Consider the following 26,925-nt stretch of genomic DNA (forward strand, 5'->3'; position numbering starts at 1 on the left):
CAGAGCCGGAACCGGGCACGGGAACGTCGCCGGGTGCGGACGGGCCGGACATGGCGATTCGCCTCTCAGTGCTCGTGGTCGTGGTCGTGCCCCTCGACACCGACCGCCGACGTCGACGCGCTCGCGAGCGCGCTGGGCAAGTGAGGCGGCCCACCGTGGCCTCCTTGCCCCGCGCCCGCGAGGGCAGGACCGAGGACCCGGACCGTGGCGCGGACGCCGCGGTGATCAGCCTGCGCGGGGCAGCGTTGTCCTACGGCGAGCGCGTGCTGTGGCAGGACCTCGATCTCGATGTCCGGCCGGGCGAGTTCCTGGCCGTGCTCGGGCCGAACGGATCAGGCAAGACCAGCTTCTTGCGCGCCCTGCTGGGCCAACGGCGGCTGTCCGCCGGCACCCTGTCGGTGCTGGGCCGACCGCCCCACAAGGGCAGTCGGCACATCGGCCACGTCCCGCAGCAGGCGACACTGTCGGAGCACGCGATGCTGCGCGCCCGGGACCTGGTCCGCTTCGGCATCGACGGCCACGGCTTCAGACCCCGGCTGCGCACGGCCGCCGTCCGCCGCCGGGTGGATGAGGTCCTGGAGTCGGTGGGTGCCGCCGCCTACGCGGACGTCCCCGTCGGCCTGCTCTCCGGCGGCGAACAGCAGCGCGTGCGTGTCGGGCAGGCACTGGCGACCGACCCGCGGATCCTGCTCTGCGACGAGCCGCTGCTCTCCCTCGACCTGCACCACCAACGGGCCGTCACGGAACTGGTGGACGCCCGGCGCCGCTCCCACAACACAGCCGTGGTCTTCGTGACGTGGAGACTTTCCTGTCGCGGCACGAGGGCCGCCCCGGCACCATCGATGCCTACTCGTTCCGTCTGCGGGTTCAGGTCATTCCTGTCTTGGGTCAACGTTTGGTTGGCGATGTGAAGCGTGGTGAGTATCGCGACTTCTTCGCCGCACTCAAGAAGAACGGAATGCCTGACACCACTCGGAACGCGGTGAAGCAGGCACTGTCGGTCATGCTCTCCATGGCGGTGGAGGATGGATATCTGGAAGGCAACCCCGTTGCCGGTATCCGTCTTCCGCAAGGGAGCAGCCGGAGCACGCGACTGACGTGGCGGTACGTGGTTGCCTTGGCGGAGGAGATCTACCCCAGGTATGAGCTGCTCGTCTGGTACGGAGCGCTCCAGGCTCTGCGCCCCATGGAAGCAGTCGCCGTGCGGCGTGAGGACATGGAAGCGGTACCTGGCTGGCAAGCGGTGGTGGAGCAGAGGCGGCTTGGGGAGCCAGCGCCTTTGAAAACGGCTGCCAGCAAGGCGTCGATTCAGGTTGGCTCCTTTCTCTGGGGCAAGTATGAAGATCACATGACGCGCTGGCGGGCTCCTCTGACAGAGGCAGCGCTGCGTAAGCGCGAGCGACGTGGCTCGCCGCCCATTCCCACCGAATACGCTCACCTGGTCACCTTGACCAAGCTCTGGAAGCCGGTGGGCAGCACGTTGAACTATGCGCCTTCAACCGCGCGAAGGAGAAGGCCAGGGCGCGGGGGATCGCGATCCCCGAGGACGCTACGTTCAGGGACCTGCGGCACTTCGTCGATGCTGTGCTCATCTCCTCGGGGGTGGAGCCACGCAAGGTCCAGGCGCGCATGCGGCACGCCCACCTGTCCGAGACGCTCGACACCTACGGCTACCTGGTCTGACAGGTGGACCGGGAGAACGCTCCGGCGTCGTTCGAGGAGGCCGCCCTGGTGCCATGCCACGCGCTGAGCGACCGCGGAGCACCGGAAATCCTGAGTGCCCAGCGGGGGAATCGCTGTACTTTAGGCGGGCGCGCCGACGAAGAGGTGCTCTCGTGGCCAGTCTGACCGTAGCGCAGTTCGCTACAGGGTGGTTGGGAAGGGGTCAGGAGCCGTGACCATTGAGGCGCGATCATCAATTGCCATGCTTCATCAGCAGTCTGCGAGTGTGCACCCGTCGTGCACCGCAGCACAGGGCAGGCACGGCGAGTATCCGCAGTTCAGAACCCGTTTCGAGGTTTCCTCACAATGTTCCTGACCATCACCACCACCGGCACTCCGGAACGTCCGGCCACCGATCTCGGCTTCCTGCTGCACAAGCACCCGGAAAAGGCGCAGGCGTTCTCCACCTCCTACGGCACGGCCCACGTCCTCTACCCGGAGGCGGCGGCCGAGCGCTGTACGGCGGCGCTGCTCCTGGAGGTCGACGCGGTGGCGCTGGTCCGGCGCGGCAAGGGCAAGGGCCGCGGCGGGGCGCCCGACGCGGCGCTCGCCCAGTACGTCAACGACCGGCCGTACGCCGCCTCCTCGCTGCTCGCGGTCGCCCTCAGCAGCGTGTTCTCCAGCGCGATGCGCGGCGTGTGCAACGCCCGCCCCGAGCGCGCCGCCGAGCCGCTGCCCTTGCGCATCGAGGTGCCCGCGCTGCCGGCCAGGGGCGGTACGGAGCTGGTACGACGGCTGTTCGAGCCGCTCGGCTGGGCGGTGACCGCCGAACCGGTGCCGCTGGATGTGCAGTTCCCGGAGTGGGGCGACTCGCGTTACGTCCGGCTCGTGCTGGAGTCGGAGGCCCTGACCCTCGCCGAGGCCCTGCGCCACCTCTATGTCCTGCTCCCCGTCCTCGACGACGCCAAGCACTACTGGGTCGCCTCCGACGAGGTCGACAAGCTGCTGCGGGCCGGTGAGGGCTGGCTGCCGGACCACCCGGAGCAGAAGCTGATCACCAGCCGGTATCTGTCGCGCCGCTGGTCGCTGACCCGCGAGGCGATGGAGCGGCTGGAGCTGGTGCGGCTCGCGGAGGCCGACGACAGCGAGGTCGAGGACATCGACAACGCCGTCGAGGCCGAGGGGGAGACGGAAGAGAAGCCGACCCCGCTCGCCGTGCAGCGCCGGGACGCGATCGTCGCCGCGCTCAAGGCGTCCGGTGCCGCGCGCGTGCTCGATCTCGGCTGCGGACAGGGGCAGTTGGTGCAGGCCCTCCTCAAGGACCCGGCGTTCACCGAGATCGCGGGCGTGGATGTGTCGATGCGGGCGCTCACCATCGCCGGGCGGCGGTTGAAGCTGGACCGGATGGGCGAGCGGCAGGCCTCGCGCGTGAAGCTCTTCCAGGGCTCCCTCGCCTACACCGACAGCCGCCTCAAGGGCTATGACGCCGCCGTCCTCAGCGAGGTCATCGAGCACCTCGACCTGCCCCGGCTGCCCGCCCTGGAGTACGCCGTCTTCGGCTCGGCCCGCCCGAAGACCGTCCTCGTGACGACCCCGAACGTCGAGTACAACGTCCGCTGGGAGTCCCTCCCGGCCGGGCACGTCCGGCACGGCGACCACCGGTTCGAGTGGACGCGCGAGGAGTTCCGCGCGTGGGCGCAGGCGGTGGCCGAACGGCACGGGTACGGCGTGGAGTTCGTACCGGTGGGGCCCGACGACCCGGAAGTCGGGCCGCCGACGCAGATGGCCATGTTTGTGATGAGCACAGCCAGTATGCAGAGCGACGTGAATGAGGAGAAGGAGGCGAAGGTCGCATGAACCAGGCACCGAACGGGCGTGTCCTGCCCGTCACCGACCTCTCCCTCGTCGTGCTCGTCGGCGCCTCCGGCTCCGGCAAGTCCACCTTCGCCCGCCGGCACTTCAAGCCCACCGAGGTGATCTCCTCCGACTTCTGCCGCGGCCTGGTCTCCGACGACGAGAACGACCAGAGCGCGACGAAGGACGCCTTCGACGTCCTGCACTACATCGCGGGCAAGCGACTGGCCGCCGGCCGCCGTACCGTCGTCGACGCCACCAGCGTGCAGCAGGAGTCCCGGCGCCAGCTCATCGAGCTGGCCAAGCGGCACGACGTGCTGCCGATAGCCATCGTGCTCGACGTCCCGGAGGAGGTGTGCGCCGAGCGCAACGCGGCCCGCACCGACCGGGCCGACATGCCGCGCCGGGTCATCCAGCGGCACATCCGCGAACTGCGCCGCTCCATCCGGCGCCTGGAGCGCGAGGGCTTCCGCAAGGTGCACGTCCTGCGGGGCGTGGCGGACGTCGAGAACGCCTCCGTCGTCACCGAGAAGCGCTTCAACGACCTGACCCACCTCACCGGCCCGTTCGACATCGTCGGCGACATCCACGGCTGCGCCTCCGAACTGGAGTCGCTGCTGGGCAAGCTCGGCTACGTCGACGGTGTGCACCCGGACGGCCGTACCGCCGTCTTCGTCGGCGACCTCGTCGACCGCGGCCCGGACAGCCCGGGTGTGCTGCGCCGTGTGATGTCGATGGTGAAGTCGGGCAACGCCCTGTGCGTGCCGGGCAACCACGAGAACAAGTACGGCCGCTATCTCAAGGGCCGCAAGGTCCAGCACACGCACGGACTCGCCGAGACCATCGAGCAGATGGAGACCGAGAGCGAGGAGTTCCTGGCCGAGGTACGGGAGTTCATCGACGGGCTCGTCAGCCACTACGTCCTCGACGGCGGCAGGCTGGTCGTCTGCCACGCCGGTCTGCCGGAGAGGTACCACGGCCGTACGTCGGGGCGGGTGCGCTCGCACGCCCTGTACGGCGACACCACCGGGGAGACCGACGAGTTCGGGCTGCCGGTGCGCTATCCGTGGGCGGAGGACTACCGGGGCCGCGCGGCCGTGGTGTACGGCCACACTCCGGTCCCGGAGGCCAGCTGGCTGAACAACACCATCTGCCTGGACACCGGCGCCGTCTTCGGCGGCAAGCTGACCGCGCTGCGCTGGCCGGAGCGGGAGCTGGTCGACGTACCGGCCGAGCAGGTCTGGTACGAACCGGCCAAGCCGCTGCGCTCCGAGGCACCCGGCGGGCACGACGGACGGCCGCTCGACCTGGCGGACGTGCACGGGCGCAGGGTCGTGGAGACCCGGCACCAGGGCCGTGTCTCGATCCGTGAGGAGAACGCGGCGGCGGCCCTGGAGGTCATGAGCCGCTTCGCCATTGACCCGCGCCTGCTGCCGTACCTCCCGCCGACCATGGCGCCGACGGCGACCAGCCACGTCGACGGCTACCTGGAGCACCCGGCGGAGGCCTTCGCGCAGTACGCGGCCGACGGCGTCGATCGGGTCGTGTGCGAGGAGAAGCACATGGGCTCGCGGGCGGTCGCCCTGGTGTGCCGGGACGCGGAGGCGGCGAGGAAGCGGTTCGGGGTCGACGGCCCGACCGGATCGCTCTACACCCGCACCGGGCGCCCGTTCTTCGACGACGAGTCGGTCACGGAGTCGATCCTCGACCGGGTCCGCACGGCGGCCGGCGAAGCGGGACTCTGGGACGAGCTCGAGACGGACTGGCTGCTGCTCGACGCCGAGCTGATGCCGTGGTCGCTGAAGGCGGCGGGCCTGCTGCGCTCGCAGTACGCGGCGGTCGGCGCCGCCTCCGGGGCGGCGTTCCCGGGCGCGTTGGCCGCGCTGGAGCGTGCCGCGGCGCGCGGCGTCGACGTGTCGGGCCTGCTGGCGCGCCAGCGCGAACGGGCGTCGGACGCGGCCGCGTTCACGGAGGCGTACCGGCGCTACTGCTGGACGACGGACGGCCTGGACGGCGTACGCCTGGCCCCGTTCCAGATCCTGGCGGTCCAGGGCCGCAGCCTCGCCGCGCTCCCGCACGACGAGCAGCTCGCGCTCCTGGACCGGCTGGTGGAGCACGACGGCAGCGGACTGCTGCAGACCACCAGGCGGCTGTACGTCGACACCGGGGACCCGGAGTCGGTCCGGGCCGGCGTCGACTGGTGGCTGGAGATGACGGGCCGCGGCGGCGAGGGCATGGTCGTCAAGCCGCTGGGCGCGGTGGTGCGCAGCGCGGAGGGCCGCCTGGTGCAGCCCGGCATCAAGTGCCGGGGCCGTGAGTACCTGCGGATCATCTACGGTCCGGAGTACACCCGCCCGGACAACCTGGCCCGCCTCCGTCAGCGGTTCCTCAACCACAAGCGGTCCCTCGCCGTCCGCGAGTACGCGCTGGGTCTCGAGGCTCTGGACCGGCTGGCGGAGGGCGAGCCGCTGTGGCGGGTGCACGAGGCGGTGTTCGGGGTGCTGGCGCTGGAGTCGGAGCCGGTGGACCCGCGGCTGTGACGGTCAGCCGACGAGCCGCAGCCGCTCCCGGCACACGCCGACCCGGACCGTCTGCCCCCAGGTCACCTCGACCGCGTCCGTCTCCATCCCGTCTCCGAAGGCGACGAGCCGCTCGGACTCGACGGTGAGGGTCAGGCGGCTCGCGGCGGCGAGTTCCCCGGCCACCCGTGACGTACCGGTGGCCGGGGACGGCCAGGCCTCGCGGACGTACCACAGCAGACGGGCCTCGGTCGGGGCGGGCAACCGCAAGTGCCCGCCCCGTTCCTGCCACACCGACCGGATCCACCCGGTCGCCCCCGTCCCGGTGCCGATGAGCACCCCGGACGAGGCCTGGGCCTCGACGACACCCCCGTCGTCCTCCAGGCCCAGGCGGTATCTGGCCGTCTGGTGTCCGACGGCGCCCAGGTAGATCTCGTTGAGCGCCACCAGGCGCTGTGTGTCGTCGGCGACGGCCTCGACCATGGTGAGTTCGTCGGCATGGCCGCTTCCGGATTGCGTGGACGCGAACAATTCGGCCGCGTCCGCGGGGCGGTGGCGCACCAGGACACCCGGATTGCGGCCGGGGTCGGTGTCGATGCCCAGCACCGGCTGTCCGGCGAGGTACTTGGCCACGTTCGCGACCAGGCCGTCCTGCCCGACCACGACCACCACGTCCTCCGGCGCGAACGGGAACCGGTCCAGGTCGGCCCGCTCCACCCGGGTCCGGCGCCAGGTCAGGGGGATGGCCGCCGTCACCTCCGTCAGCGCCTGTCGCGTACGGCGGTGGCGTTCGGCGACCTCCTCGATGTCACGGCCCCGGGAGGAGAGGAAGAAGGCGGCCTGGCCGTGCGTGCCGTGCCGGGCCACCAGCTCCGCGTACTCCGTGGTGCGATGCACGAGGACGACCCGCGGGGCGAGACTCACTCCCGCGCTCCCAGCCTGGCGAGCAGCCCGGTCAGCACGTCCGGCGACACCGTCACGCTGTCGATGTGCGGCAGGTTCTCCGCGAGCCGGGTCCCGGTGAGGGCGTGCAGGGTGGCCACGTCCACCTCCGCGTGCACCCGCAGCCAGGCCGCCTGAGCCTGCGCCCGCGCCTCACCGACCTCACGTGCCCCCTCGGCCTCGGCCCGTGCCAGCCGCACGGACCGGGTGGCCTCCGCGTCCGCGAGCCGTACGGTGCGTGCCGCCTCCGCCTCGGCGAGTCGTACGGTCCGTGCCGCCTCCGCCTCGGCCCTGACCGCGTCGGCCGACGCGTGCTCCTCGGCCTCACGGCGGGCGTTCGTGCCCCGCTGCTCCACCAACTGCTCCTCGCGGCGGGCGAGTTCGATCTGGCTGGCCAGTTCGTTCTCGGCGATCGCGCGCTCCCGCTCGACGGCGACCGCCCGGCGTTCGTACGTCGCCCGGTCCGCCTCCTGCTGGATCTGCTCGCGGGCCGGGGTGCGCAGCGCCCGCTCCACCTCCGGTTCAGGGCGCAGCGCCACGACGCGTACGGCGACCACCTCGATGCCGGTCGCGGGGAGCCGGGGCTCCTCGGCGAGGCCGGCCGCGATCCGTTCCCGTACCGCCGTCACGCCGTCGACCAGCGCCGCCGACAGCGGCGTACGGGACAGGACGTCCAGCGCGTGCTGCTGTGCCGTCTCGGTGAGCAGGGTGCCGAGCTGCTCCAGGGGAGCGGCGCGCCAGGCGCCGGTGTCCGGGTCGATCGAGAAGTCGAGGCGGGCGGCGGCCACGGCCGGGGCGCTGATCCGGTAGGTGACCGTCGCCTGTACCGCCACGTCCTGGAAGTCGGACGTACGGGCATGGAAGGTCATCGCCAGCTCGCGGTCGTCGACCGGCACTTCGGAGATCGCCGCGGTCAGCGCACGGAACCAGAAGCTGAGCCCCGGGCCGTCGTGCAGCAGCTTGCCGCCGCGGTGGCGGCGGATGTGCGCCGTGGGCGCGCCGCGCAGATGGCGCAGGCCGAGGCGCCGGGTGATGTCGGCCATGGAACCCCCTCTTTTTCGTCACGTGGACGATAATCGCGAGCGGCAGTTGTCGTCAAGGGGACGAAAAGAAGATGGTGGCAAGTAGGGGGTGAACGCGGTTCCCGGTGGTCAGGATGGAGACATGGCATTCCATGTCGACTCCGAGGCCGGGCGGCTGCGCCGCGTCATACTGCACCGGCCGGATCTCGAGCTCAAAAGGCTCACCCCCAGCAACAAGGACGCCCTGCTCTTCGACGACGTGCTGTGGGTGCGCCGGGCGCGCGCCGAGCATGACGGGTTCGCGGATGTGCTGCGCGACCGCGGGGTCACCGTCCACCTGTTCGGCGACCTGCTCACCGAGGCCCTGGAGATCCCGGTGGCCCGCGGGCTCGTCCTCGACCGGGTCTTCGACGAGAAGGAGTACGGGGTGCTCGCCACCGATCACCTCCGTGCCGCCTTCGAGGGCCTGCCCTCGCCCGAGCTGGCCGAGGCCCTGGTCGGCGGCATGACCAAGCGGGAGTTCCTGGAGGTGCACCCTGAGCCGACCTCCGTGCGCTTCCATGTCATGGAGCTGGACGACTTCCTGCTCGCGCCCCTGCCCAATCACCTCTTCACCCGTGACACCTCCGCCTGGATCTACGACGGCGTCTCCGTCAACGCCATGCGCTGGCCCGCCCGGCAGCGGGAGACCGTGCACTTCGAGGCGATCTACCGGCACCATCCGCTGTTCCGTGACGAAACGTTCCACGTCTGGTCCGAGGGCCAGGCCGACTACCCCTCCACCATCGAGGGCGGCGACGTCCTGGTGATCGGCAACGGCGCCGTGCTCATCGGCATGAGCGAGCGGACGACCCCCCAGGCCGTCGAGATGCTCGCCCACAAGCTGTTCGCCGCCGGATCGGCGCAGACGATCGTGGCCCTCGACATGCCCAAGCGGCGTGCGCTGATGCATCTCGACACCGTGATGACGATGGTCGACGGCGATGTCTTCACCCAGTACGCCGGGCTCGGCATGCTCTGCTCGTACACCATCGAGCCGGGCGCCGGCGACAAGGAGCTGAAGGTCACCGACCATCCGCCGGAGCACATGCACCGCGCGATCGCCGCCGCGCTGGGGCTCAGCGAGATCCGCGTCCTGACCGCGACGCAGGACGTCCACGCCGCCGAGCGCGAGCAGTGGGACGATGGCTGCAACGTGCTCGCCGTCGAGCCCGGCGTCGTCGTCGCCTACGAGCGCAACTCCACCACCAACACGCATCTGCGCAAGCAGGGAATCGAGGTGATCGAGATTCCGGGCAGCGAGCTGGGGCGAGGGAGAGGTGGTCCACGGTGCATGAGCTGTCCCGTTGAGCGGGAGTCCGTATATTAATTCTGAATGTCGTATAGACTTCCAGAGTCCGGTCCCCCTGTACTCGTACCTCTGGAGCGCCCCATGGCGACTGTCCCGACCGCCCTCGCAGGCCGCCACTTCCTCAAGGAGCTCGACTTCGGTGAGCAGGAGTTCCTCGGGCTGATCGAGCTGGCCGCGGAGCTGAAGGCCGCGAAGAAGGCCGGGGCCGAGACGCAGTACCTGCGGGGCAGGAACATCGCGCTGATCTTCGAGAAGACCTCGACACGCACCCGCTGCGCGTTCGAGGTCGCGGCCGCGGACCAGGGGGCCTCGACGACGTACCTCGACCCGTCCGGCTCGCAGATCGGGCACAAGGAGTCCGTGCGGGACACCGCGCGCGTGCTCGGGCGGATGTACGACGGGATCGAGTACCGCGGGGACAGCCAGCGGAAAGTGGAGGAGCTGGCGGCGTACGCGGGCGTGCCGGTGTACAACGGGCTCACCGATGACTGGCACCCCACCCAGATGCTGGCCGACGTGCTCACGATGACCGAGCACAGTGCCAAGCCGCTCAAGGAGATCGCCTTCGCCTACCTCGGCGACGCCCGCTTCAACATGGGCAACTCGTATCTGATCACCGGTGCGCTGCTCGGCATGGATGTACGGATCGTCGCGCCCAAGGAGTACTGGCCCGCCGACGACATCGTGGCCCGGGCCCGCAAGCTGGCCGAGGACAGCGGCGCGGTCATCGCGCTGACCGAGGACATCGCCGAAGGCGTCCTCGGCGCCGACTTCGTCGCGACCGACGTGTGGGTGTCGATGGGTGAGCCGAAGGAGGTGTGGGACGAACGGATCGCCGAGCTCGGCTCCTATGCGGTGACCATGGACGTCCTGCGGGCCACCGGCAACCCGGATGTGAAGTTCCTGCACTGCCTGCCGGCGTTCCACGACCTCGGTACGAAGGTCGGCCTGGAGATCTTCGAGAGCCATGGGCTGGAGTCGCTGGAGGTGACCGACGAGGTCTTCGAGTCGGAGCACTCGGTGGTCTTCGACGAGGCGGAGAACCGGATGCACACGATCAAGGCGGTCCTGGTGGCGACGCTGGGCTGAGCCGGGGGCCGCTGCGGTTGGCTACAGCGGGCGGCGCTGAGCCGGTACGACCGGCAGCCGGAACCACACCGCCTTGCCGGAGGCCGTCGGGCGGTGGCCGCAGGACGAGCTGAGGGTGCGGATCAGGAGCAGGCCCCGGCCGTGTTCCTGCCACGGGTCGGGCGCGCCTTCGGCCGGGTGGGTCAGATCGCCGGGCGGCGCCGGGTCCGGGTCGTGCACCTCGACCTGGCAGCTCGACGGCAGCAGCTCCACCACCAGCTCTATCGGGCCGCTGCCCGCGGTGTGTTCCACGGCGTTCGCGACCAGCTCCGCGGTGAGCAGCTCCGCCGTGTCGCTGTCGGCGGCGTACTCCAGCTCGGCCAGCGCCGTACGGACCACCGCGCGTGCCACGGGCACGGCCGCGGCGGTGTGCGGCAGCGCGATGCGCCATGAGGCGGAAGGCGGGTGCGGCACGAAGTGCCTCCGTGGGGGGCGGTGGCCGGGCGACGGGAGGGCGGGGGAGCGATCGTGCAAGGCGGGTCCGTTCATGAGCAGGCTGTCCTGCTTTCAACCTTATGAATGGTACGGCGCCACCTCGCGGGAAGGCTCGGTGGGCGCCGTTCGGGACCTTCGGCCCCGACTGCTGGGCGGCTTACCCGGGTGAACGGCCGGCCTCGCGCGGCTGATCCCGCCGTTACGCGGGTGTCGACGAGCCGTGACCGATGTGACCGGGCGAGGTCACACCCGATCGGCTTATCGCGCACTCGTGACGACAGTCAAAGTTGGGTGATAGCTTCGAGGGGTAGAGCTCGGAGGGTAGAGCTCAGTGAGGCAGTGCCCGCGCCGTCCGCCCGAGGAGGCCGCACGTCATGAGTCCCTTCACCGGCTCCGCCGCCCGCACCTCCGACTGGAAACATCTGCGGGTCGAGTACGCCGACGGGGTCGCCACCGTCACCCTCGCCCGCCCCGAGAAACTCAACGCGCTCACCTTCGGCGCCTACGCCGACCTGCGCGATCTGCTGGCCGAGCTGTCCCGGGAGAGGGCAGTACGGGCCCTGGTGCTGGCCGGTGAAGGCCGCGGCTTCTGTTCGGGCGGCGACGTCGACGAGATCATCGGCGCGACCCTGTCCATGGACACCGCCCAACTCCTCGACTTCAACCGGATGACCGGGCAGGTCGTGCGGGCGGTACGGGAGTGCCCGTTCCCGGTGATCGCGGCCGTGCACGGGGCCGCGGCCGGGGCGGGGGCCGTACTGGCCCTGGCGGCCGACTTCCGGATCGCCGACCCCACCGCACGCTTCGCCTTCCTCTTCACCCGGGTCGGCCTGTCCGGCGGCGACATGGGCGCGGCGTACCTGCTGCCGAGGGTCGTCGGCCTCGGCCACGCCACCCGACTGCTCATGCTGGGCGAACCGGTACGCGCCCCCGAGGCCGAGCGCATCGGCCTGATCAGCGAACTGACGGACGAGGGCCGGGTCGACGAGACCGCCCACACCCTGGCCCGCCGCCTGGCCGACGGCCCGGCTCTGGCGTACGCCCAGACGAAGGCGCTGCTGACGGCGGAACTGGACATGCCGCTGGCGACGGCGGTGGAGCTGGACGCGTCGACGCAGGCGCTGCTGATGAACGGGGAGGACTACGCCGAGTTCCACGAAGCCTTCAAGGAGAAGCGCCCTCCCAAATGGAGGGGGCGGTGATCGTGCCAACCAAAGGGGCGCGGGGAACTGCGCCACCAGCCACAACGCACCCGCAGTCGCCGGCGATGACCAGCCACCCCCTACGGGTGGCAATCATCGGCGGCGGCCCCGGCGGCCTCTACGCCGCCGCCCTGCTGAAACGCCTCGACCCATCCCGCGAGGTGACCGTCTGGGAACGCAACGCCCCCGACGACACCTTCGGCTTCGGAGTAGTCCTCTCCGACGAAACCCTGGGCGGCATCGAACACGCCGACCCCGTGGTCTACGAGGCCATGCAAACGCACTTCACCCGCTGGGACGACATCGACATCGTCCACCGAAACACCCGCCAAACCTCTGGAGGACACGGCTTCGCCGCCCTAGGCAGAAAACGCCTCCTGGAAATCCTGCACACCCGCTGCCGCGACCTCGGCGTGGAACTCCGCTTCCGCACGGAGGCCCCGTACCCGGCCTGGCTGGCCGAGACATACGACCTCGTCATCGCCGCAGACGGTGTGCACAGCACCACCCGCGAGGCCTACGCCCATGTGTTCCGCCCCCATGTGGCCGAACACCACTGCCGCTATATCTGGCTCGCCGCGGACTTCGCCTTCGAATCCTTCCGCTTCGAGATCGCCGAGACCGAGCACGGCGTGATGCAACTGCACGGCTACCCCTACGCCGCCGACGCCTCCACCGTCATCGTCGAGATGCGCGAAGAGGTCTGGCAGGCAGCCGGGTTCGCGGAACTCGACGAGTCGGAGTCCGTGGAGCGCTGCGCCAAGATCTTCGCGGAAGCGCTCGGCGGACGGCCCCTGAAGTCCAACAAGTCGGCCTGGACCACCTTCCGCACCGTCGTCAACGAACGCTGGTCGAACGGCAACATCGTGCTGCTCGGCGACGCGGCCCACACCGCCCACTTCTCCATCGGCTCCGGCACCAAGCTCGCCGTCGAGGACGCCCTCGCGCTCGCCGCCTGTCTGGAGGAACAGCCCTCCCTGGAGCGGGCGTTGGCGGCGTACGAGGAGGAGCGCAAGCCTGTCGTCGCCTCCACCCAGCGCGCCGCCCGCGCCAGCCTGGAGTGGTTCGAGAACCTCGGCCGCTACCTCGACCAGCCGCCGCGTCAGTTCGCCTTCAACCTGCTCACCCGCAGCCGTCGCGTCACCCACGACAATCTGCGCCTGCGCGACGCCCGCTTCACCGAGTCCGTGGAGCGCGAGTTCGGCTGCCCGCCCGGCACGCCCCCGATGTTCACCCCGTTCCGGCTGCGCGGCCTGACCCTGCGCAACCGGGTCGTGGTGTCCCCGATGGACATGTACTCGGCCACCGACGGCGTCCCCGGCGATTTCCACCTCGTCCACCTCGGCTCCCGCGCCCTCGGCGGCGCCGGACTGGTGATGACCGAGATGGTGTGCGTCAGCCCCGAGGGACGGATCACCCCCGGCTGCACCGGACTGTACACCGGCAGGCAGGGCGATGCCTGGCAGCGGATCGTCCGGTTCGTGCACGCGCAGGCGCCCGGCACCGCGATCGGCGTGCAGCTCGGGCACAGCGGCCGCAAGGGCTCGACCAAGCTGATGTGGGAGGGCATCGACGAGCCCCTGGAGGACGGCAACTGGCCGCTCGTGGCCCCGTCCCCGATCCCCTACAAGCCGTACAGCCAGACCCCCCGCGAACTGACCCGCTCCCAGCTCACCGACATCCGCGAGCAGTTCACCGCGGCCGCCCGGCGGGCCGCCCGAGCCGGCTTCGACCTCCTCGAACTGCACTGCGCGCACGGCTATCTGCTCTCCGGCTTCCTCTCCCCGCTCACCAACCGGCGCACCGACGCCTACGGCGGCACCCTGGAGAGACGGCTCCGCTTCCCGCTCGAGGTCTTCGACGCCGTACGGAGCGTCTGGCCCCAGGAACGGCCCCTGACCGTCCGTATCTCCGCCACCGACTGGGCCGAGGGCGGCACCACCGCCGAGGACGCCGTCGAGATCGCCCGCGCCTTCGCCGCGCACGGCGCCGACGCGATCGACGTGTCGACCGGTCAGGTGGTGGCCGACGAGCAGCCGGAGTTCGGACGGTCGTACCAGACCCCGTACGCGGACCGGATCCGTCACACCACCGGCCTCCCGGTGATCGCGGTCGGCGCGATCTCGTCCTGGGACGACGCCAACTCCCTGATCCTGGCGGGGCGCACGGACCTGTGCGCCCTGGCCCGGCCGCATCTGTACGACCCGCACTGGACGCTGCACGCGGCGGCCGAGCAGGGCTACGACGGTCCGGGGATCGTCTGGCCGGCTCCGTACCGGGCGGGCAGCCGGCGGCCGCAGACCGGGCGTACGGATGCTCCCAAGCCGCGGCTCACGCTGGGGAGTTGAGGGCTGCCATGCCCGCGGTGAGCGTCGTGGCGTCGGCCGGGCCGATCAGGGCGAACGCGCCGGTGCGGCGGGAGCGCGCGTAGTCGTCCAGCGCGAGCGGCTCGGCGGTGCGCAGGGTGGCGCGGCCCAGGTCGTTCGCGTGCAGCTCGGACGCGCCGCACAGATCCCGGACGATGGCCTTGACGGTCCTGGTCGTGTGCCGGACCAGGACCCGGTCGCCGACCCGCAGCGGTCGGTCGGCCAGGTGGCAGACGGCCGCGGTGACGTCCCGGGTGAGGGACGGGACGTCGACCCTCGCCGTGATCATGTCACCGCGCGAGACGTCCCACTGGTCAGGTCCGCGATGGCGGCGTGCCGGCGGGTCTGCTCGACGACGCCGTTGCGGGCGTCGCCCAGGATGATCGCCAGCTCGGGGGTGGAGGCGCCGGTGACCGTGTTGCGGGTGTACTGCACATGGCCCGGGGTGTCGGCCAGGATGAACCGGCGGCGAGGGATAGCGAAGTAGCGTCCCGGCCGCGGTTGCGGAAGGCGTGCTCGACGGCCTCCACCTGGTCGGCGAGGACCGACTTGGAGTCGTGCAGCAGCCGGCCGACGAGCGTGGACTTGCCGTCGTCGACGGAGCCCGCGGTGGCGAACCGGAGCGTGTCCACGGTCATGACTAGAAGTACCCCTCGCGCTTGCGGTCCTCCATCGCGGCCTCCGAGAGCTTGTCGTCGGCGCGCGTGGCGCCGCGCTCGGTCAGCCGGGAGACGGCGATCTCGGCGATCACCTTCTCGATGGTGTCGGCGTCGGAGTCCACCGCGCCGGTGCAGGACATGTCGCCGACCGTGCGATAGCGGACCTGCCGCTTCTCGACGACCTCGTGCTCGCGGGGCCCGCCCCAGTCACCCGCCGTCAGCCACATGCCGTTGCGCTGGAACACCTCGCGCCGATGGGCGTAGTAGATGTTCGGCAGCTCTATGTGTTCGCGGGCTATGTACTGCCACACGTCCAGCTCGGTCCAGTTGGACAGCGGGAACACACGCACGTGCTCGCCGGGTGCGTGCCGGCCGTTGTACAGGTTCCACAGCTCGGGCCGCTGGCGGCGCGGGTCCCACTGGGAGAACTCGTCGCGCAGGCTGAACACCCGCTCCTTGGCCCGCGCCTTCTCCTCGTCGCGCCGCCCGCCGCCGAAGACCGCGTCGAACCGCTCGCTCTGGATCTTCTCCGTCAGCGGCAGGGTCTGCAGTGGGTTCCGCGTCCCGTCGGGACGCTCGCGCAGCACACCCCGGTCGATGTAGTCCTGTACGGAGGCCACATGGAGCCGTAGCCCATGTGCGGCCACCACACGGTCCCGGTAGTCGAGGACCTCCGGGAAGTTGTGGCCCGTGTCCACATGCAGCAGCGCGAAGGGCACCGGCGCCGGCGTGAACGCCTTCAGCGCCAGATGCAGCATCACGATGGAGTCCTTGCCGCCGGAGAACAGGATCACCGGCCGCTCGAACTCGCCCGCCACCTCACGGAAGATGTGCGCCGCCTCGGACTCCAGCGCGTCCAGGTGCGAGAGACCGGCCCCCTTCACACCAGCCCTCGATCCGCCAGCACGGCGTACACGGCGTCGGCCGACTCCTGGGGCGTCTGCCGCTGGGTGGGAAGGACGAGCGCGGGGTCCACCGGCGGCTCGTACGGGTCGTCGACCCCGGTCAGCCCGGTCAGCCGGCCCGCGGCCTGCCGGGCGTACAGCCCTTTCACGTCCCGCTGGCTGCACACCTCGACCGGCGTGGCCACATGCACCTCGATATACGGCGTCCCGGACGCCTCGTGCCGTTTGCGGACGGCCTCGCGGCTGTCGGCGTACGGGGCGATGACCGGGACGACGGACAGCACGCCGTTGCGTGCGAGCACCTCCGAGACCAGGCCGATGCGCTGCACATTGGTGTTGCGGTCCGCCCGCGAGAAGCCCAGGCCCGCGGAGAGGAAACGGCGGATCTCGTCGCCGTCGAGGACCTCCACGCGACGGCCCTCCGTCTGCAGCCTGCCCCGCAGCAGACGGGCGATGGTCGTCTTGCCCGCGCTCGGCAGCCCGGTGAGCCAGACGGTGGCTCCCTGAGTTCTCGCCGTGGTGGTCATGCGCAACAGCCCTCGTCTCTTACCCGGCACTCGACTCGGCCCACGCTAGGTGAGAAACCTTAGAAGAGGGGCTGAGGAGCCTGAAGGTTCCCTGAGGGACGCATGATGTGGGTGAGATCACACACCCGCGAAGTCCGCCCCCGCGTCCCGCAACCGCTCGTGCAGCCCCTGAAAGACGGTCGCCGAGCGCGACCCCGGCCAGTCCTCGGGCAGCAGCCGGGCCGGCAGCCCGGGGTCGGTGTACGGCAGATGGCGCCAGGAGTCCAGGGCGAGGAGGTAGTCGCGGTACGCCTCCTCGGGCGGGGTGTCCTCCCGCTGCTCCCACGCGTGCAGCACGCGCGCGTGGCGGTCGAGGAACGCGTCGTGCTCCTTGGCGATCGCGGCCAGGTCCCACCAGCGGGCGACGGCCTCGGCGGTGGGCGTGAAGCCGAGGTGCTCGCCGCGGAAGAAGTCGACGTACTCCTCCAGGCGCAGCCGCTGGAGGGTGTGCCGGGCCTCCTCGTAGAGCCGCGCGGGCGCGATCCACACGCCCGGGGCCGCCGTCCCGAAGCCGAGCCCGGCCAGCCGGGAGCGCAGCACATGGCGCTTCTGCCGCTCCGACTCCGGCACCGAGAACACCGCGAGCACCCAGTCCACGTCGCCGGGTGGCGCGGTGGCGTAGATGCGCCGGTCGCCGTCGTCCAGCAACTGGCGGGCGTCCGGCGACAGTTCGTACCCGGCCGCGCCCTGGGCCGTGCGGGCCGGCAGCAGCAGCCCGCGCCGCTTCAGCCGGGACACCGACGAGCGTACGGAAGGGGCGTCCACGCCGACCGCGGCCAGCAGTCTGATCAGCTCGGCGACCGGCACCGGGCCGGGCATGTGGCGGCCGTAGGCGCCGTAGAGCGTGACGATGAGAGACCGTGGTGCATGCTGGTCGGACACGTTGATCATCTTAGGTCGTACGGATCACTGCCGTTCACCCTGTGGGGGATCGCCGTCGCGCAGCCGGAACCGCTGGAGCTTGCCGGTCGCGGTACGCGGCAGCGCGTCCAGGAAGACGACCTCGCGCGGGCACTTGTACGGCGCCAGCTCGGCCTTGACGAACGCCCGCAGCGCCTCCGCGTCCCGGCGCGCACCGTCCCTGAGCACCGCGTATGCCACCACGACCTGGCCGCGCGCCTCGTCGGCCCGCCCCACCACCGCCGTCTCCAGCACGTCCGGGTGGCGCAGCAGCGCCTCCTCGACCTCGGGGCCCGCGATGTTGTAACCGGCCGAGATGATCATGTCGTCCGCGCGGGCGACATAGCGGAAGTAGCCGTCACTCTCCCGGACGTAGGTGTCGCCCGTGATGTTCCAGCCGTGGCGCACGTACTCGCGCTGGCGCGGGTCGGACAGATAGCGGCAGCCCACGGGTCCGCGTACGGCGAGCAGCCCGGGCTCCCCGTCGGGCAGGTCCCGGCCGTCGCCGTCGACCACGCGCGCGTGCCAGCCCGGCACCGGCACCCCGGTCGTCCCGGGCCTGATGTGCTCGTCGGCCGCCGAGATGAAGATGTGCAGCAGCTCGGTGGCGCCGATGCCGTTGATGATGCGCAGCCCGGTCCGCTCGTGCCAGGTCTGCCAGGTGGCGGCGGGCAGGTTCTCGCCCGCGGAGACACAGCGCCGCAGCGAGGAGATGTCGTGCGAGTCCAGCGCGTCCAGCATCGCTCGGTACGCCGTCGGAGCGGTGAACAGCACGGACACCCGGTGCTCGGCGATCGCGGGCAGCAACTGCTTGGGGCCGGCCTGTTCGAGGAGCAGGGAGCTGGCGCCGGCCCGCATCGGGAAGATGACGAGCCCGCCGAGACCGAAGGTGAAGCCGAGCGGGGGACTGCCGGCGAAGACATCGCCCACATGTGGTTGCAGCACATGCTCCGAGAAGGTGTCGGCTATCGCGAGCACATCCCGGTGGAAGTGCATACAGCCCTTGGGGCGGCCGGTGGTCCCGGAGGTGAAGGCGATGAGGGCGACGTCGTCGGCCGCCGTGTCCGCGGCGGGGTACGGGGCGTCGGGTGCCGGCAGGCGCAGCAGGTCGTCCGGTGCGTCGCCGCCGTACGTCGCGATGCGCAGGCCGGATATCTCGGCCTTGGCCAGGTCGTCCACGGCCCGGATGTCGCACAGCGCGTGCCGCACCTCGGCGATCTCGCACATGGTCCGCAGCTCGTGCGGCCGCTGCTGGGCGAGCACCGTGACGGCGACCGCGCCCGCCTTGAGCACCGCCAGCCAGCAGGCCGCCAGCCACGGTGTGGTCGGGCCGCGCAGCAGCACCCGGTTGCCCGGGACGACGCCGAGGTGGGTGGTGAGCACATGGGCCAGCCGGTCCACGCGGGCGCGCAGTGTGCCGTACATCCATGTGTCGCCGGACGGGGTGTGGAACACGGGCCGCTCGGCGTCGGGGCCGGTGAGCAGTTCGGCGGCGGCGTTGAGCCGTTCGGGGTACCCCAGGCCCGGCAGGTCGAAGCGGAGCTCGGGCCACTCGTCGGGCGGTGGCAGATGCTCGCGGGCGAAGGTGTCGACGTGCGCGGAGCGGTGCAGACCGGCCATGGCGGTTCGCCCCCTTGCCTTGTGGGCTGCCGTACGGGCGTCGTGCTTGTGGGCGTCGTGGTGGGCTCGCACAGGGAGCGTATCGTGTTCGTGACGACAGTCAATGGGGCGCGATATCGTCGAGGAGACCCGTCGGGAAGGTCCATCGAGTGGGTCCGTCGCGGACGGCCCGCAAGGAGGTCGGCAATGCCCGCATTCTCACTCGATCCGCTGCAAACCGCCTGGTGTGCGGAACTGCGCACCCTGGCCGCCGAACGGCTGAGCCCGCTCACCGAGAAGGGCGAACCCGGCCACGTCAACCGCCCCCTCGTCGCCGAACTCGGCCGACTGGGCCTGCTGAAGCGGCTGTTCACCTCCGGAGCGCTCGACCTGTGCCTGATGCGGGAGTCCCTCGCGTATGCCTGCACGGAGGCGGAGACCGCGCTCGCGTTGCAGGGCTTGGGCGCCCATCCGGTCCACGCGTACGGCACCCCGGCCCAGCGGGAACGCTGGCTGCCGACGGTGACCGAGGGGAGCGCGGTGGCGGCCTTCGCGCTGAGCGAGCCGGGGGCCGGGTCGGACGCGGCGGCGCTGGAACTGCGCGCGGAGCCGGACGGGCCGGGCGCCGGCGGCCCCGCCCGCTGGCGCCTCACCGGCGAGAAGTGCTGGATCTCCAACGCCCCCGAGGCCGATTTCTACACCGTCTTCGCCCGCACCACCCCCGGCGCCGGCGCCCGCGGCGTCACCGCCTTCCTGGTCCCCGCCGACCGGCCCGGCCTCACCGGCACGGGCCTCGACATGCTGTCCCCGCACCCCATCGGCACCCTCGCCTTCGACGCCGTCCCCGTCACCGCCGACGACGTGCTCGGCGAGCCCGACCGCGGCTTCCGGGTCGCGATGGGCACCCTCAACCTCTTCCGGCCCAGCGTCGGCGCCTTCGCCGTCGGCATGGCACAGGCGGCCCTGGACGCGACCCTCGCGCACACGGACCAACGGGACGCCTTCGGCGGCAAGTTGAAGGACCTACAGGCGGTAGCACACGAGGTCGCCGAAATGGCCCTGCGGACGGAGGCGGCCCGCCTCATGGTGTACGCGGCGGCGACGGCGTACGACGAAGGCGCCCCGGACGTCCCGAAGCGCGCCGCGATGGCGAAGCTGCTCGCCACCGAGACCGCGCAGTACGTCGTCGACAAGGCCGTCCAGCTGCACGGCGCCCGTGCCCTGCGCCGCGGCCATCTGCTCGAACACCTCTACCGCGAGGTGCGCGCCCCGCGCATCTACGAGGGCGCCAGCGAGGTGCAACGCGGCATCGTCGCCAAGGAGTTGTACGCGACCATGGAGGCCGGCCGGTGAGCACCGAGCGCGTCAACCCGCCCGAACTCTCCCCGCCCACCGGCTTCTCCCACGCGGTCGTCGCCACCGGCTCACGGGTCGTCTTCCTGGCCGGTCAGACCGCCCTCGACGCGGACGGCAAGGTGACCGGCGGCACCCTGCCCGAGCAGTTCGAGCGGGCGCTGACCAATCTGCTGGCCGCGCTCACCGCCGCCGGCGGCACCCCCGCCGACCTCGCCCGGGTCACCGTCTACGCGACCGACGTCGCGGCGTATCGCACCCGCGCCGCCGAACTCGGCCGTATCTGGCGGGAGTTGGCGGGGCGCGAGTACCCGGCGATGGCGGTCGTCGAGGTCGTGCGCCTCTGGGACGAAGAGGCGATGGTGGAACTCGACGGATTCGCGGTGCTGCCGTAGCACCCGCTCAAGCGACGGGCCCGCTCAGGCGGCCATCGCCAGGCGCGCGGCCGGGACCCGGTGCGGGGCGACCACACGGCCGTCGGGCAGCAGCTCACCGCTGTCGTCGAACACGATGGCGCCGTTGCACAGCAGGCTCCACCCCTGCTCGGGGTGTGCGGACACCACATGTGCGCCGCGGACGTCGGAGGAAGGGCACGAAGGACGGTGGGAACACATGGCGCACCTCCACATAGGCGGACGAGCCGTGTGGGTCGTCCATATGGGTAGACCATGCTCCCCTGACGAACTCATCGGAACGGCCCGCTGTGAACCGTGACAACACGCGGACAACTCCCTGACCGATCCACGAAGGTCGGGGCGGACTCGCCACCGAAGGGGTGACGGTCACGTCCCTGGGCGCGCCCGCCGGGTACCAGTGGAAGGCGCCACTTCGCCCCACTTCGCTCACCCGGGAGGTCATCCCCATGCCCCTGCGCCCCGCTCTGGCCACCGCCGCCGGCGCCGCCCTGATCCTGCTGGTCGCCGCGCCCTCGGCGCCCGCCGACTCCGACACCAAGGCCGAGTCCCAGGAGACCGTGACCGTCGACGACACGGCCGTCATGGCCGCGGACGGCACCGTCACCGTCTCCGGAACCTACAAGTGCGTCGACAGTACGGGGCCCACGTTCGTGAGTGCCTCCGTCGGCCAGCGGGCCTCCACCAACCGGTACGCCATCGGCGGCACCGTCGCCGTGTGCGACGGCAAGGAGCACCGCTGGCAGAACGAGAGCAGGCCCTCCCCGTCCACCCTCAAGCACGGCAAGGCGGACGTCGAGGCGACCATCGTGGAGCTCCGTTCCGCGGGCATCCTGGGCGGCCTGCCCCTGCCGCACTTCCACGCCGTACTGAAGAAGAACGTCACCCTGTCGAAGGCGTGACACCGGCGCCCGTGCGGGGACCGGCGTCAGGACTGACCCTGTCCCCGCACGGGCGACCCGCATGGCCGCCCCCCGGCGCCGGGTGCGACTTTCGTAGGACGCCGCTGCGACGAACGGATGCTGTGGGGCGGGGCGCCGGCACCTACCGTTGGCGTGTGAATCTGACGACGATGGCCCGTGACGTCCGAGAACACCTGGTCGCGGCGGGAATGTGGTCCCGGCGGCGGATCGTCGGCGAGGCGGTCCTGGCCCCCGTCCTGGCCCTGCCGGCGGCGCTGAGCGCGCTGGGCGGCGGCGTGTTCGCGATGGCCGCCGCGGCGGTGGTCGCCGTCACGTTGTCCCTGCTGCGGCGGGCGTTCCCGGCGAGCGTGCTCGTTCTCACCGGCGCGATCACCGGTGTGTTCAGCGGATTCTGGGCCCTGTTGATGGTCGCGGGCTGGTCGGCCGGCCCGCGGATCAAGGCGCCGAGGCGGGCCCTCGCGGCGTTCGCGCTTTCCTACATCCTCTTCGCGGGGCTGTCCGCCCTGCAGGAGCACTCCGGACTGTTCGCGGCGCAGACGCTGGTGTTCACCACGCTCGCGTTCCTGGCGACGACCGTCGTGCCCGGCCTCGCCGCCCGCTACCGCACCCAGCGCCGCACGCTCCTGCACGCGCTGCACGAGCACAACGCCCAACTGCTGCGCGAACGCGAGATGATCGCCTCCCACACGCGGCTGCGCGAACGGCAGCGGATAGCCCAGGACATGCACGACAGCCTCGGCCACCAACTGGCGCTGATCGCCGTGCACACGGGCGCCCTGGAGGTGGACCGGACGCTGACGGACGGCCAGCGCGAGGCGGTCGGGGTGCTGCGGCAGGCCTCCGTGGCCGCGATGCACGAACTGCGCGAGGCCGTGGGCATCCTGCGCGACGGCACCTACGCACCGGAGCAGGAGAGCGAATCGGCGGCCGCCACCCGGGGCGTGGCGGGGATCGACGGCCTGGTGGAGGCGTCGCGGGGCGCGGGGGCGGACGTAAAACTGCGACGGGAGGGCGAGGCGCGGTCACTCGCCCCCGCCGCCGACCACGCGGCGTACCGGATCGTGCAGGAGGCGCTGACCAACGCGCTGAAGCACGCTCAGGGCGCGTCGATCACCGTGGAGCTGCGGTACGAGCCGGACTCGCTGGTGGTCGAGGTCGCCAACAGCCCGGCGCCCGCGCTCGCCCCGGCCGACGGCGGGCGGCGGGCCGTGGTGAGCGGCGGGCAGGGGCTGACCGGACTGCAGGAACGCGCCCGGCTGGTCGGCGGGATGGTGCATGCCGGACCGGTGGCCGGCGGCGGGTTCCGGGTGGCGGGCGTCCTGCCGTACGGCCCTCAGCGCTCCACCTCGCCGGACGGTTCGCCGGAGGCCTCGCCGACAACCTTCGTAGCTGCGGAGAACGACTTCCGGGGGCAGCGGGACGGGGCGGCGTCCGGCGACGGTGGTGAGGTCATCGACTGGTCCGGTTCGCCGGACAGACAGAAGGAGCTCGACCTCGCCATGGGAAAGAAGAAAAAGGGTGTCGCGATCGGATGCGGCGTCGCAGTGGTGGTCGTCGTCGGCCTGGTGGCACTGGGCGTCGTGGCCCTCTTCGCGCTGGTGAAGGAGAGCGACAAGGTCATGATCGAGCCGTCCGTCTACGAGTCGGTGAAGGTCGGCGACGCCGAGACGGACGTACGGAACAATCTCCCGGACGGCAAGTCGTTCCTCATCGACGGGCTGGACGCCGACGGGCCCGCCGAACCGAAGGGCTCGAGCTGTCTGGTCCTGATGTCGACGGAGATGCCGGACAACCTGAACGACGAACCGGTCTTCCGCTTCTGCTTCAAGGACGGAAAGCTGATCGAGAAGCGGTCGTACACGGTCAAGTCGTAGCCGCAAGGTGCACTTTGGACCGTGAGTATGGTTGTCGCGTCCCGACGCGTCCCACGCGTCCTCCACCGAAAGCCTGCGGGAGAGCTGTGATCAGGGTCCTCGTCGCGGATGACGAACCGCTCATCCGGGCGGGCATCAGGATGATCCTCACCTCCGCCGACGACATCGACGTCGTGGCGGAGGCCGGCAACGGGCGCGAGGCCGTCGACCTGGTCCGGGCCCATGCCGTCGACGTCGCCCTGCTCGACATCCAGATGCCGGTACTGGACGGCCTGTCCGCCCTCGCCGAACTGCGCCGGGCCGTGCCCGCCGTGCGCCCGCTCATCCTGACGACCTTCGGCGAACGCGAGAACGTGCTGCGCGCCCTCAGCCACGGCGGGGCGGGCTTCCTGCTCAAGGACTCGGCACCGGGCGAGCTGATCCAGGCGGTGCGGGCGGCCGCGGCCGGCGACGCGTATCTGTCCCCGGCCGCCACCCGGCACGTCGTCGACTCCCTCGCCTCGGGCCGGGCCGCGGCCCGCACCGAGGCGGCACGACGTCGGCTGCGGTCCCTCAGCGCCCGCGAACTGGAGGTCCTCGCCCTCCTCGGCGAGGGCCTGTCCAACGCCGACGCCGGCGAACGGATCCACGTCAGCGAGGCCACGGTGAAGACGTACGTCAGCCGCATCCTGACAAAGCTGGAGTGCGAGAACCGGGTCCAGGCGGCACTGCTGGCGCGGGACGCCGGGTTGGGGGCGGCGCCGTGAGCGGTCGCTGCGACCGCTGCTGACCCGGTGCGACGAGGGTGACGTCGCAGACCTGCCGGCTCCGCTCGACAACTACCGCTCCCCGCTCACTGGCGGAACCGGCTTACCGACCCGATCGCCGCTGATCGGGTGGCTGGCCGTGGTCTCGGTGATGCCGGGAACCTTCTCGATCGTCACGACCGAGATCCTGCCGATCGGTCTGCTCACCAGGATCGGGGCCGCCTTCACCATCCCCGACGGGATAGCGCGGCTGATGATGACCATGCCCGGGTTTCGGGCGGTCATCTGATGCTGTGCGTCTTCATGCTCCTGCCGGCCCTGGCGAACTTCTTGATCTCCTCCGCGGCACCGCTGGGCTCGGTGCTCGGCGTACCGGCCGGAACCTTCCTCGGAGATCTGGCCGGCCGGCACACGGCGTTCGTCGCCAGGGGCGCTCGGACCGGGCCGTGAGTCACGAAGGCCGGTGCCGGCATGATCACGGTCTTCCTGCTGATCTACGGAGCCGCAGGAATCGTCGGCAACTTCCTGGGCGGCGCGACCGTGTCCCGCCGCCCCCGCGCCACCTTCGGCCTCCCGACGACTGACCTGGCCGGACCGTCAGGCGTGACGCCTCAAATGTCCCGGAAGATCTCGATCTGCGCCCCAACCGAGTTCAGCCGCTCGGCGAGATCCTCGTAACCCCGGTTGATGACATACACGTTCCGCAGCACGGACGTGCCCTCCGCCGCCATCATCGCCAACAGCACGACCACCGCGGGCCGCAGCGCGGGCGGGCACATCATCTCGGCGGCGCGCCAGCGGGTCGGGCCCTCGACCAGGACCCGGTGCGGGTCCAGCAACTGCAGCCGTCCGCCCAGTCGGTTGAGGTCCGTGAGATAGATCGCGCGGTTGTCGTAGACCCAGTCGTGGATGAGGGTCTTTCCCGAGGCGACGGCCGCGATCGCCGCGAAGAACGGGACGTTGTCGATGTTCAGGCCCGGGAACGGCATCGGGTGGATCTTGTCGATCGGCGCCTCCAGCTTGGAGGGCCGGACGGTGAGGTCCACCAGGCGGGTGCGGCCGTTATCCGCGAAGTACTCGGGCGTACGGTCGTGGTCGAGCCCCATCTCCTCCAGGACCGCCAGCTCGATCTCCAGGAACTCGATGGGGACGCGACGCACCGTCAGTTCCGACTCCGTCACCACGGCCGCGGCCAGCAGGCTCATCGCCTCGACCGGATCCTCGGAGGGGGAGTAGTCGACGTCCACGTCGATGGTCGGCACACCGTGGACCGTGAGCGTGGTCGTGCCGATGCCCTCGACCCGGACGCCGAGCGCCTCCAGGAAGAAACACAGGTCCTGGACCATGTAGTTGGAGGAGGCGTTGCGGATGACGGTGACGCCGTCGTGCCGCGCGGCGGCCAGCAGCGCGTTCTCGGTGACCGTGTCGCCGCGCTCGGTCAGGACGATCGGGCGGTCGGGGCGGACGGCGCGGTCGACCACCGCGTGGTACTGCCCCTCCGTCGCCGCGACGTCCAGGCCGAAGCGGCGCAGCGCGATCATGTGCGGCTCGATGGTCCGCGTGCCGAGGTCGCAGCCGCCGGCGTAGGGCAGCTTGAAGCGGTCCATGCGGTGCAGCAGCGGGCCGAGGAACATGATGATCGAGCGGGTGCGTACGGCGGCCTCCGCGTCGATCGCCCCCATGTCCAGCTCGGCCGGCGGCACGATCTCCAGGTCGACCCCGCCGTTGATCCAACGGGTGCGTACGCCGATGGAGTTGAGCACCTCCAGGAGGCGGTACACCTCTTCGATGCGGGCGACGCGGCGCAGCACGGTGCGCCCCTTGTTGAGCAGCGAGGCGCACAGCAGGGCCACGCAGGCGTTCTTGCTGGTCTTGACGTCGATCGAACCGGACAGCCGACGACCGCCGACGACCCTCAGATGCATCGGACCGGCGTACCCCAGCGACACGATCTCGCTGTCCAGGGCTTCACCGATTCGGGCGATCATCTCAAGGCTGATGTTCTGGTTGCCGCGCTCGATGCGATTGACGGCGCTCTGAGAGGTGCCGAGCGCCTCGGCGAGCTGCGTCTGTGTCCAGCCTCGGTGTTGCCGGGCGTCACGGATGAGCCTGCCGATGCGTACGAGGTAATCGTCTGCCATGAGGTTGAGGTTATCTCAGATATGAGATGGCACATGCCGAGGGAGCCATTCGGGTGACACCTCGTCAATGCCGTCTGGCGGTACGGGCGGTGCGACGGCATGCGCAATATTGCAATATCCGGTCAAATCGATCGATGTCGTATGACGTCCTGGCTGGCGCTGCTGTACTTCTCGGCTACCCCGGCCTGTGGAACTGATGGCATGTCGGAAAGCCGGAAGGGGGGGGGGGGGGGGGGGGGGGGGGGGGCGCGGCCGGGGGGGGGGGGGGGGGGGGGGGGGCGGCGGGGCCGGGGTGTGGGCGGACGGTGGCTCCCGGGGGCTGGGCGCCCGGGCGGACCGCGGGGACCGCTGTGCTGGCCGCCTTG

At 71.0% G+C, this 26,925-nt stretch carries 21 protein-coding genes and 2 pseudogenes; 13 read left to right on the forward strand and 10 right to left on the reverse strand.

Annotated elements, in window-relative coordinates; translation table 11 throughout:
* The first annotated feature begins 164 nt into the window (after nucleotides 1–164).
* The 3 genes from ACP4J3_RS48010 (at nucleotide 165) to ACP4J3_RS48020 (ending at nucleotide 6,056) form a co-directional block, all read left to right on the forward strand.
* Nucleotides 165–911 carry a metal ABC transporter ATP-binding protein gene (locus ACP4J3_RS48010; protein WP_426544153.1) on the forward strand — a complete coding sequence of 249 codons (747 nt, stop codon included), beginning with the start codon at nucleotides 165–167 and terminating at the stop codon, nucleotides 909–911.
* Nucleotides 912–2,028: 1,117 nt separating this feature from the next.
* A complete protein-coding gene (locus ACP4J3_RS48015; RefSeq protein WP_426544115.1) occupies nucleotides 2,029–3,519 on the forward strand; it encodes a 3' terminal RNA ribose 2'-O-methyltransferase Hen1 in 1,491 nt (496 codons plus the stop codon).
* Nucleotides 3,516–6,056, forward strand: coding sequence for a polynucleotide kinase-phosphatase (locus ACP4J3_RS48020; RefSeq protein ID WP_426544117.1), 2,541 nt, complete (start codon nucleotides 3,516–3,518; stop codon nucleotides 6,054–6,056). Before ACP4J3_RS48015 ends, ACP4J3_RS48020 begins: the two co-directional genes overlap by 4 nt.
* Before the next feature lie 3 nt (nucleotides 6,057–6,059).
* On the opposite strand, the gene ACP4J3_RS48025 is transcribed toward ACP4J3_RS48020, so the two are convergent.
* Nucleotides 6,060–6,959 (reverse strand): hypothetical protein, encoded by a 900-nt coding sequence (locus ACP4J3_RS48025; RefSeq protein WP_426544119.1) that lies wholly within the window; start codon nucleotides 6,957–6,959, stop codon nucleotides 6,060–6,062.
* The gene (locus tag ACP4J3_RS48030) at nucleotides 6,956–8,020 is read right to left on the reverse strand and encodes an SPFH domain-containing protein (RefSeq protein ID WP_426544121.1); all 1,065 of its coding nucleotides are present in this window, start codon (nucleotides 8,018–8,020) and stop codon (nucleotides 6,956–6,958) included. The genes ACP4J3_RS48025 and ACP4J3_RS48030 overlap by 4 nt, the downstream gene beginning before the upstream one ends.
* Nucleotides 8,021–8,141: 121 nt before the next feature.
* Here ACP4J3_RS48030 and ACP4J3_RS48035 point away from each other — a divergent pair, with 121 nt between their 5' ends.
* On the forward strand, nucleotides 8,142–9,368 hold the full coding sequence (locus ACP4J3_RS48035; protein WP_426544123.1) for an arginine deiminase: 1,227 nt from the start codon (nucleotides 8,142–8,144) through the stop codon (nucleotides 9,366–9,368).
* Nucleotides 9,369–9,431: 63 nt separating this feature from the next.
* Complete coding sequence (gene argF / locus ACP4J3_RS48040) at nucleotides 9,432–10,439, forward strand: ornithine carbamoyltransferase (RefSeq protein ID WP_426544125.1); 1,008 nt, start codon at nucleotides 9,432–9,434, stop codon at nucleotides 10,437–10,439.
* Between the two features lie 21 nt (nucleotides 10,440–10,460).
* Here the strand turns inward: argF and ACP4J3_RS48045 are convergent, their stop codons facing one another.
* Entirely contained in the window at nucleotides 10,461–10,967 is a 507-nt protein-coding gene (locus ACP4J3_RS48045) for an ATP-binding protein (RefSeq protein ID WP_426544127.1), read from the reverse strand.
* A gap of 320 nt (nucleotides 10,968–11,287) precedes the next feature.
* Between ACP4J3_RS48045 and ACP4J3_RS48050 the strand changes: the two genes are divergently transcribed.
* Together ACP4J3_RS48050 and ACP4J3_RS48055 are read left to right on the forward strand one after the other, a co-directional pair.
* Nucleotides 11,288–12,115, forward strand: a complete 828-nt coding sequence (locus ACP4J3_RS48050) for an enoyl-CoA hydratase family protein (protein ID WP_426544129.1) — start codon at nucleotides 11,288–11,290, stop codon at nucleotides 12,113–12,115.
* 65 nt (nucleotides 12,116–12,180) lie between these two features.
* Nucleotides 12,181–14,463 (forward strand): bifunctional salicylyl-CoA 5-hydroxylase/oxidoreductase, encoded by a 2,283-nt coding sequence (locus ACP4J3_RS48055; RefSeq protein ID WP_426544131.1) that lies wholly within the window; start codon nucleotides 12,181–12,183, stop codon nucleotides 14,461–14,463.
* Here the strand turns inward: ACP4J3_RS48055 and ACP4J3_RS48060 are convergent.
* The 5 genes and pseudogenes from ACP4J3_RS48060 to ACP4J3_RS48080 all read right to left on the reverse strand — a co-directional run bounded on the left by ACP4J3_RS48060 (nucleotide 14,447) and on the right by ACP4J3_RS48080 (nucleotide 19,131).
* Nucleotides 14,447–15,119: pseudogene (locus ACP4J3_RS48060) on the reverse strand (GTP-binding protein). The gene ACP4J3_RS48055 and the pseudogene ACP4J3_RS48060 overlap by 17 nt on opposite strands.
* 2 nt (nucleotides 15,120–15,121) lie before the next feature.
* Complete coding sequence (cysD, locus tag ACP4J3_RS48065) at nucleotides 15,122–16,024, reverse strand: sulfate adenylyltransferase subunit CysD (protein WP_426544133.1); 903 nt, start codon at nucleotides 16,022–16,024, stop codon at nucleotides 15,122–15,124.
* Entirely contained in the window at nucleotides 16,021–16,572 is a 552-nt protein-coding gene (gene cysC, locus ACP4J3_RS48070) for an adenylyl-sulfate kinase (protein ID WP_426544135.1), read from the reverse strand. Before cysC ends, cysD begins: the two co-directional genes overlap by 4 nt.
* Nucleotides 16,573–16,689: 117 nt before the next feature.
* On the reverse strand, nucleotides 16,690–17,502 hold the full coding sequence (locus tag ACP4J3_RS48075; protein WP_426544137.1) for a PaaX family transcriptional regulator: 813 nt from the start codon (nucleotides 17,500–17,502) through the stop codon (nucleotides 16,690–16,692).
* A gap of 15 nt (nucleotides 17,503–17,517) precedes the next feature.
* Nucleotides 17,518–19,131, reverse strand: a complete 1,614-nt coding sequence (locus ACP4J3_RS48080) for an AMP-binding protein (RefSeq protein WP_426544139.1) — start codon at nucleotides 19,129–19,131, stop codon at nucleotides 17,518–17,520.
* 186 nt (nucleotides 19,132–19,317) lie between these two features.
* Between ACP4J3_RS48080 and ACP4J3_RS48085 the strand changes: the two genes are divergently transcribed.
* Nucleotides 19,318–20,463, forward strand: coding sequence for an acyl-CoA dehydrogenase family protein (locus ACP4J3_RS48085; RefSeq protein ID WP_426544141.1), 1,146 nt, complete (start codon nucleotides 19,318–19,320; stop codon nucleotides 20,461–20,463).
* Nucleotides 20,460–20,858, forward strand: a complete 399-nt coding sequence (locus ACP4J3_RS48090) for a RidA family protein (protein WP_426544143.1) — start codon at nucleotides 20,460–20,462, stop codon at nucleotides 20,856–20,858. Before ACP4J3_RS48085 ends, ACP4J3_RS48090 begins: the two co-directional genes overlap by 4 nt.
* 24 nt (nucleotides 20,859–20,882) lie before the next feature.
* Here ACP4J3_RS48090 and ACP4J3_RS48095 read toward each other — a convergent pair whose 3' ends face one another.
* Nucleotides 20,883–21,077 (reverse strand): DUF5999 family protein, encoded by a 195-nt coding sequence (locus ACP4J3_RS48095; protein WP_426544145.1) that lies wholly within the window; start codon nucleotides 21,075–21,077, stop codon nucleotides 20,883–20,885.
* A gap of 161 nt (nucleotides 21,078–21,238) precedes the next feature.
* Here ACP4J3_RS48095 and ACP4J3_RS48100 point away from each other — a divergent pair, with 161 nt between their 5' ends.
* From ACP4J3_RS48100 to ACP4J3_RS48115, 4 genes and pseudogenes are all read left to right on the forward strand, one after another.
* Nucleotides 21,239–21,778, forward strand: a complete 540-nt coding sequence (locus tag ACP4J3_RS48100; RefSeq protein WP_426544147.1) for a DUF6299 family protein — start codon at nucleotides 21,239–21,241, stop codon at nucleotides 21,776–21,778.
* Between the two features lie 170 nt (nucleotides 21,779–21,948).
* Entirely contained in the window at nucleotides 21,949–23,673 is a 1,725-nt protein-coding gene (locus tag ACP4J3_RS48105) for a sensor histidine kinase (RefSeq protein WP_426544155.1), read from the forward strand.
* An 86-nt stretch (nucleotides 23,674–23,759) separates the two neighbouring features.
* Nucleotides 23,760–24,419, forward strand: a complete 660-nt coding sequence (locus ACP4J3_RS48110) for a response regulator (protein ID WP_426544149.1) — start codon at nucleotides 23,760–23,762, stop codon at nucleotides 24,417–24,419.
* Between the two features lie 151 nt (nucleotides 24,420–24,570).
* Nucleotides 24,571–25,037, forward strand: a pseudogene (locus ACP4J3_RS48115) (hypothetical protein); the annotation flags it as partial.
* Here ACP4J3_RS48115 and ACP4J3_RS48120 read toward each other — a convergent pair.
* Entirely contained in the window at nucleotides 25,031–26,560 is a 1,530-nt protein-coding gene (locus ACP4J3_RS48120) for a helix-turn-helix domain-containing protein (protein WP_426544151.1), read from the reverse strand. The pseudogene ACP4J3_RS48115 and the gene ACP4J3_RS48120 sit on opposite strands and share 7 nt — an antisense overlap.
* Nucleotides 26,561–26,925: the final 365 nt, after the last annotated feature.

It is taken from the genome of Streptomyces sp. UG1 (assembly GCF_049974585.1).
Classification (GTDB): domain Bacteria; phylum Actinomycetota; class Actinomycetes; order Streptomycetales; family Streptomycetaceae; genus Streptomyces.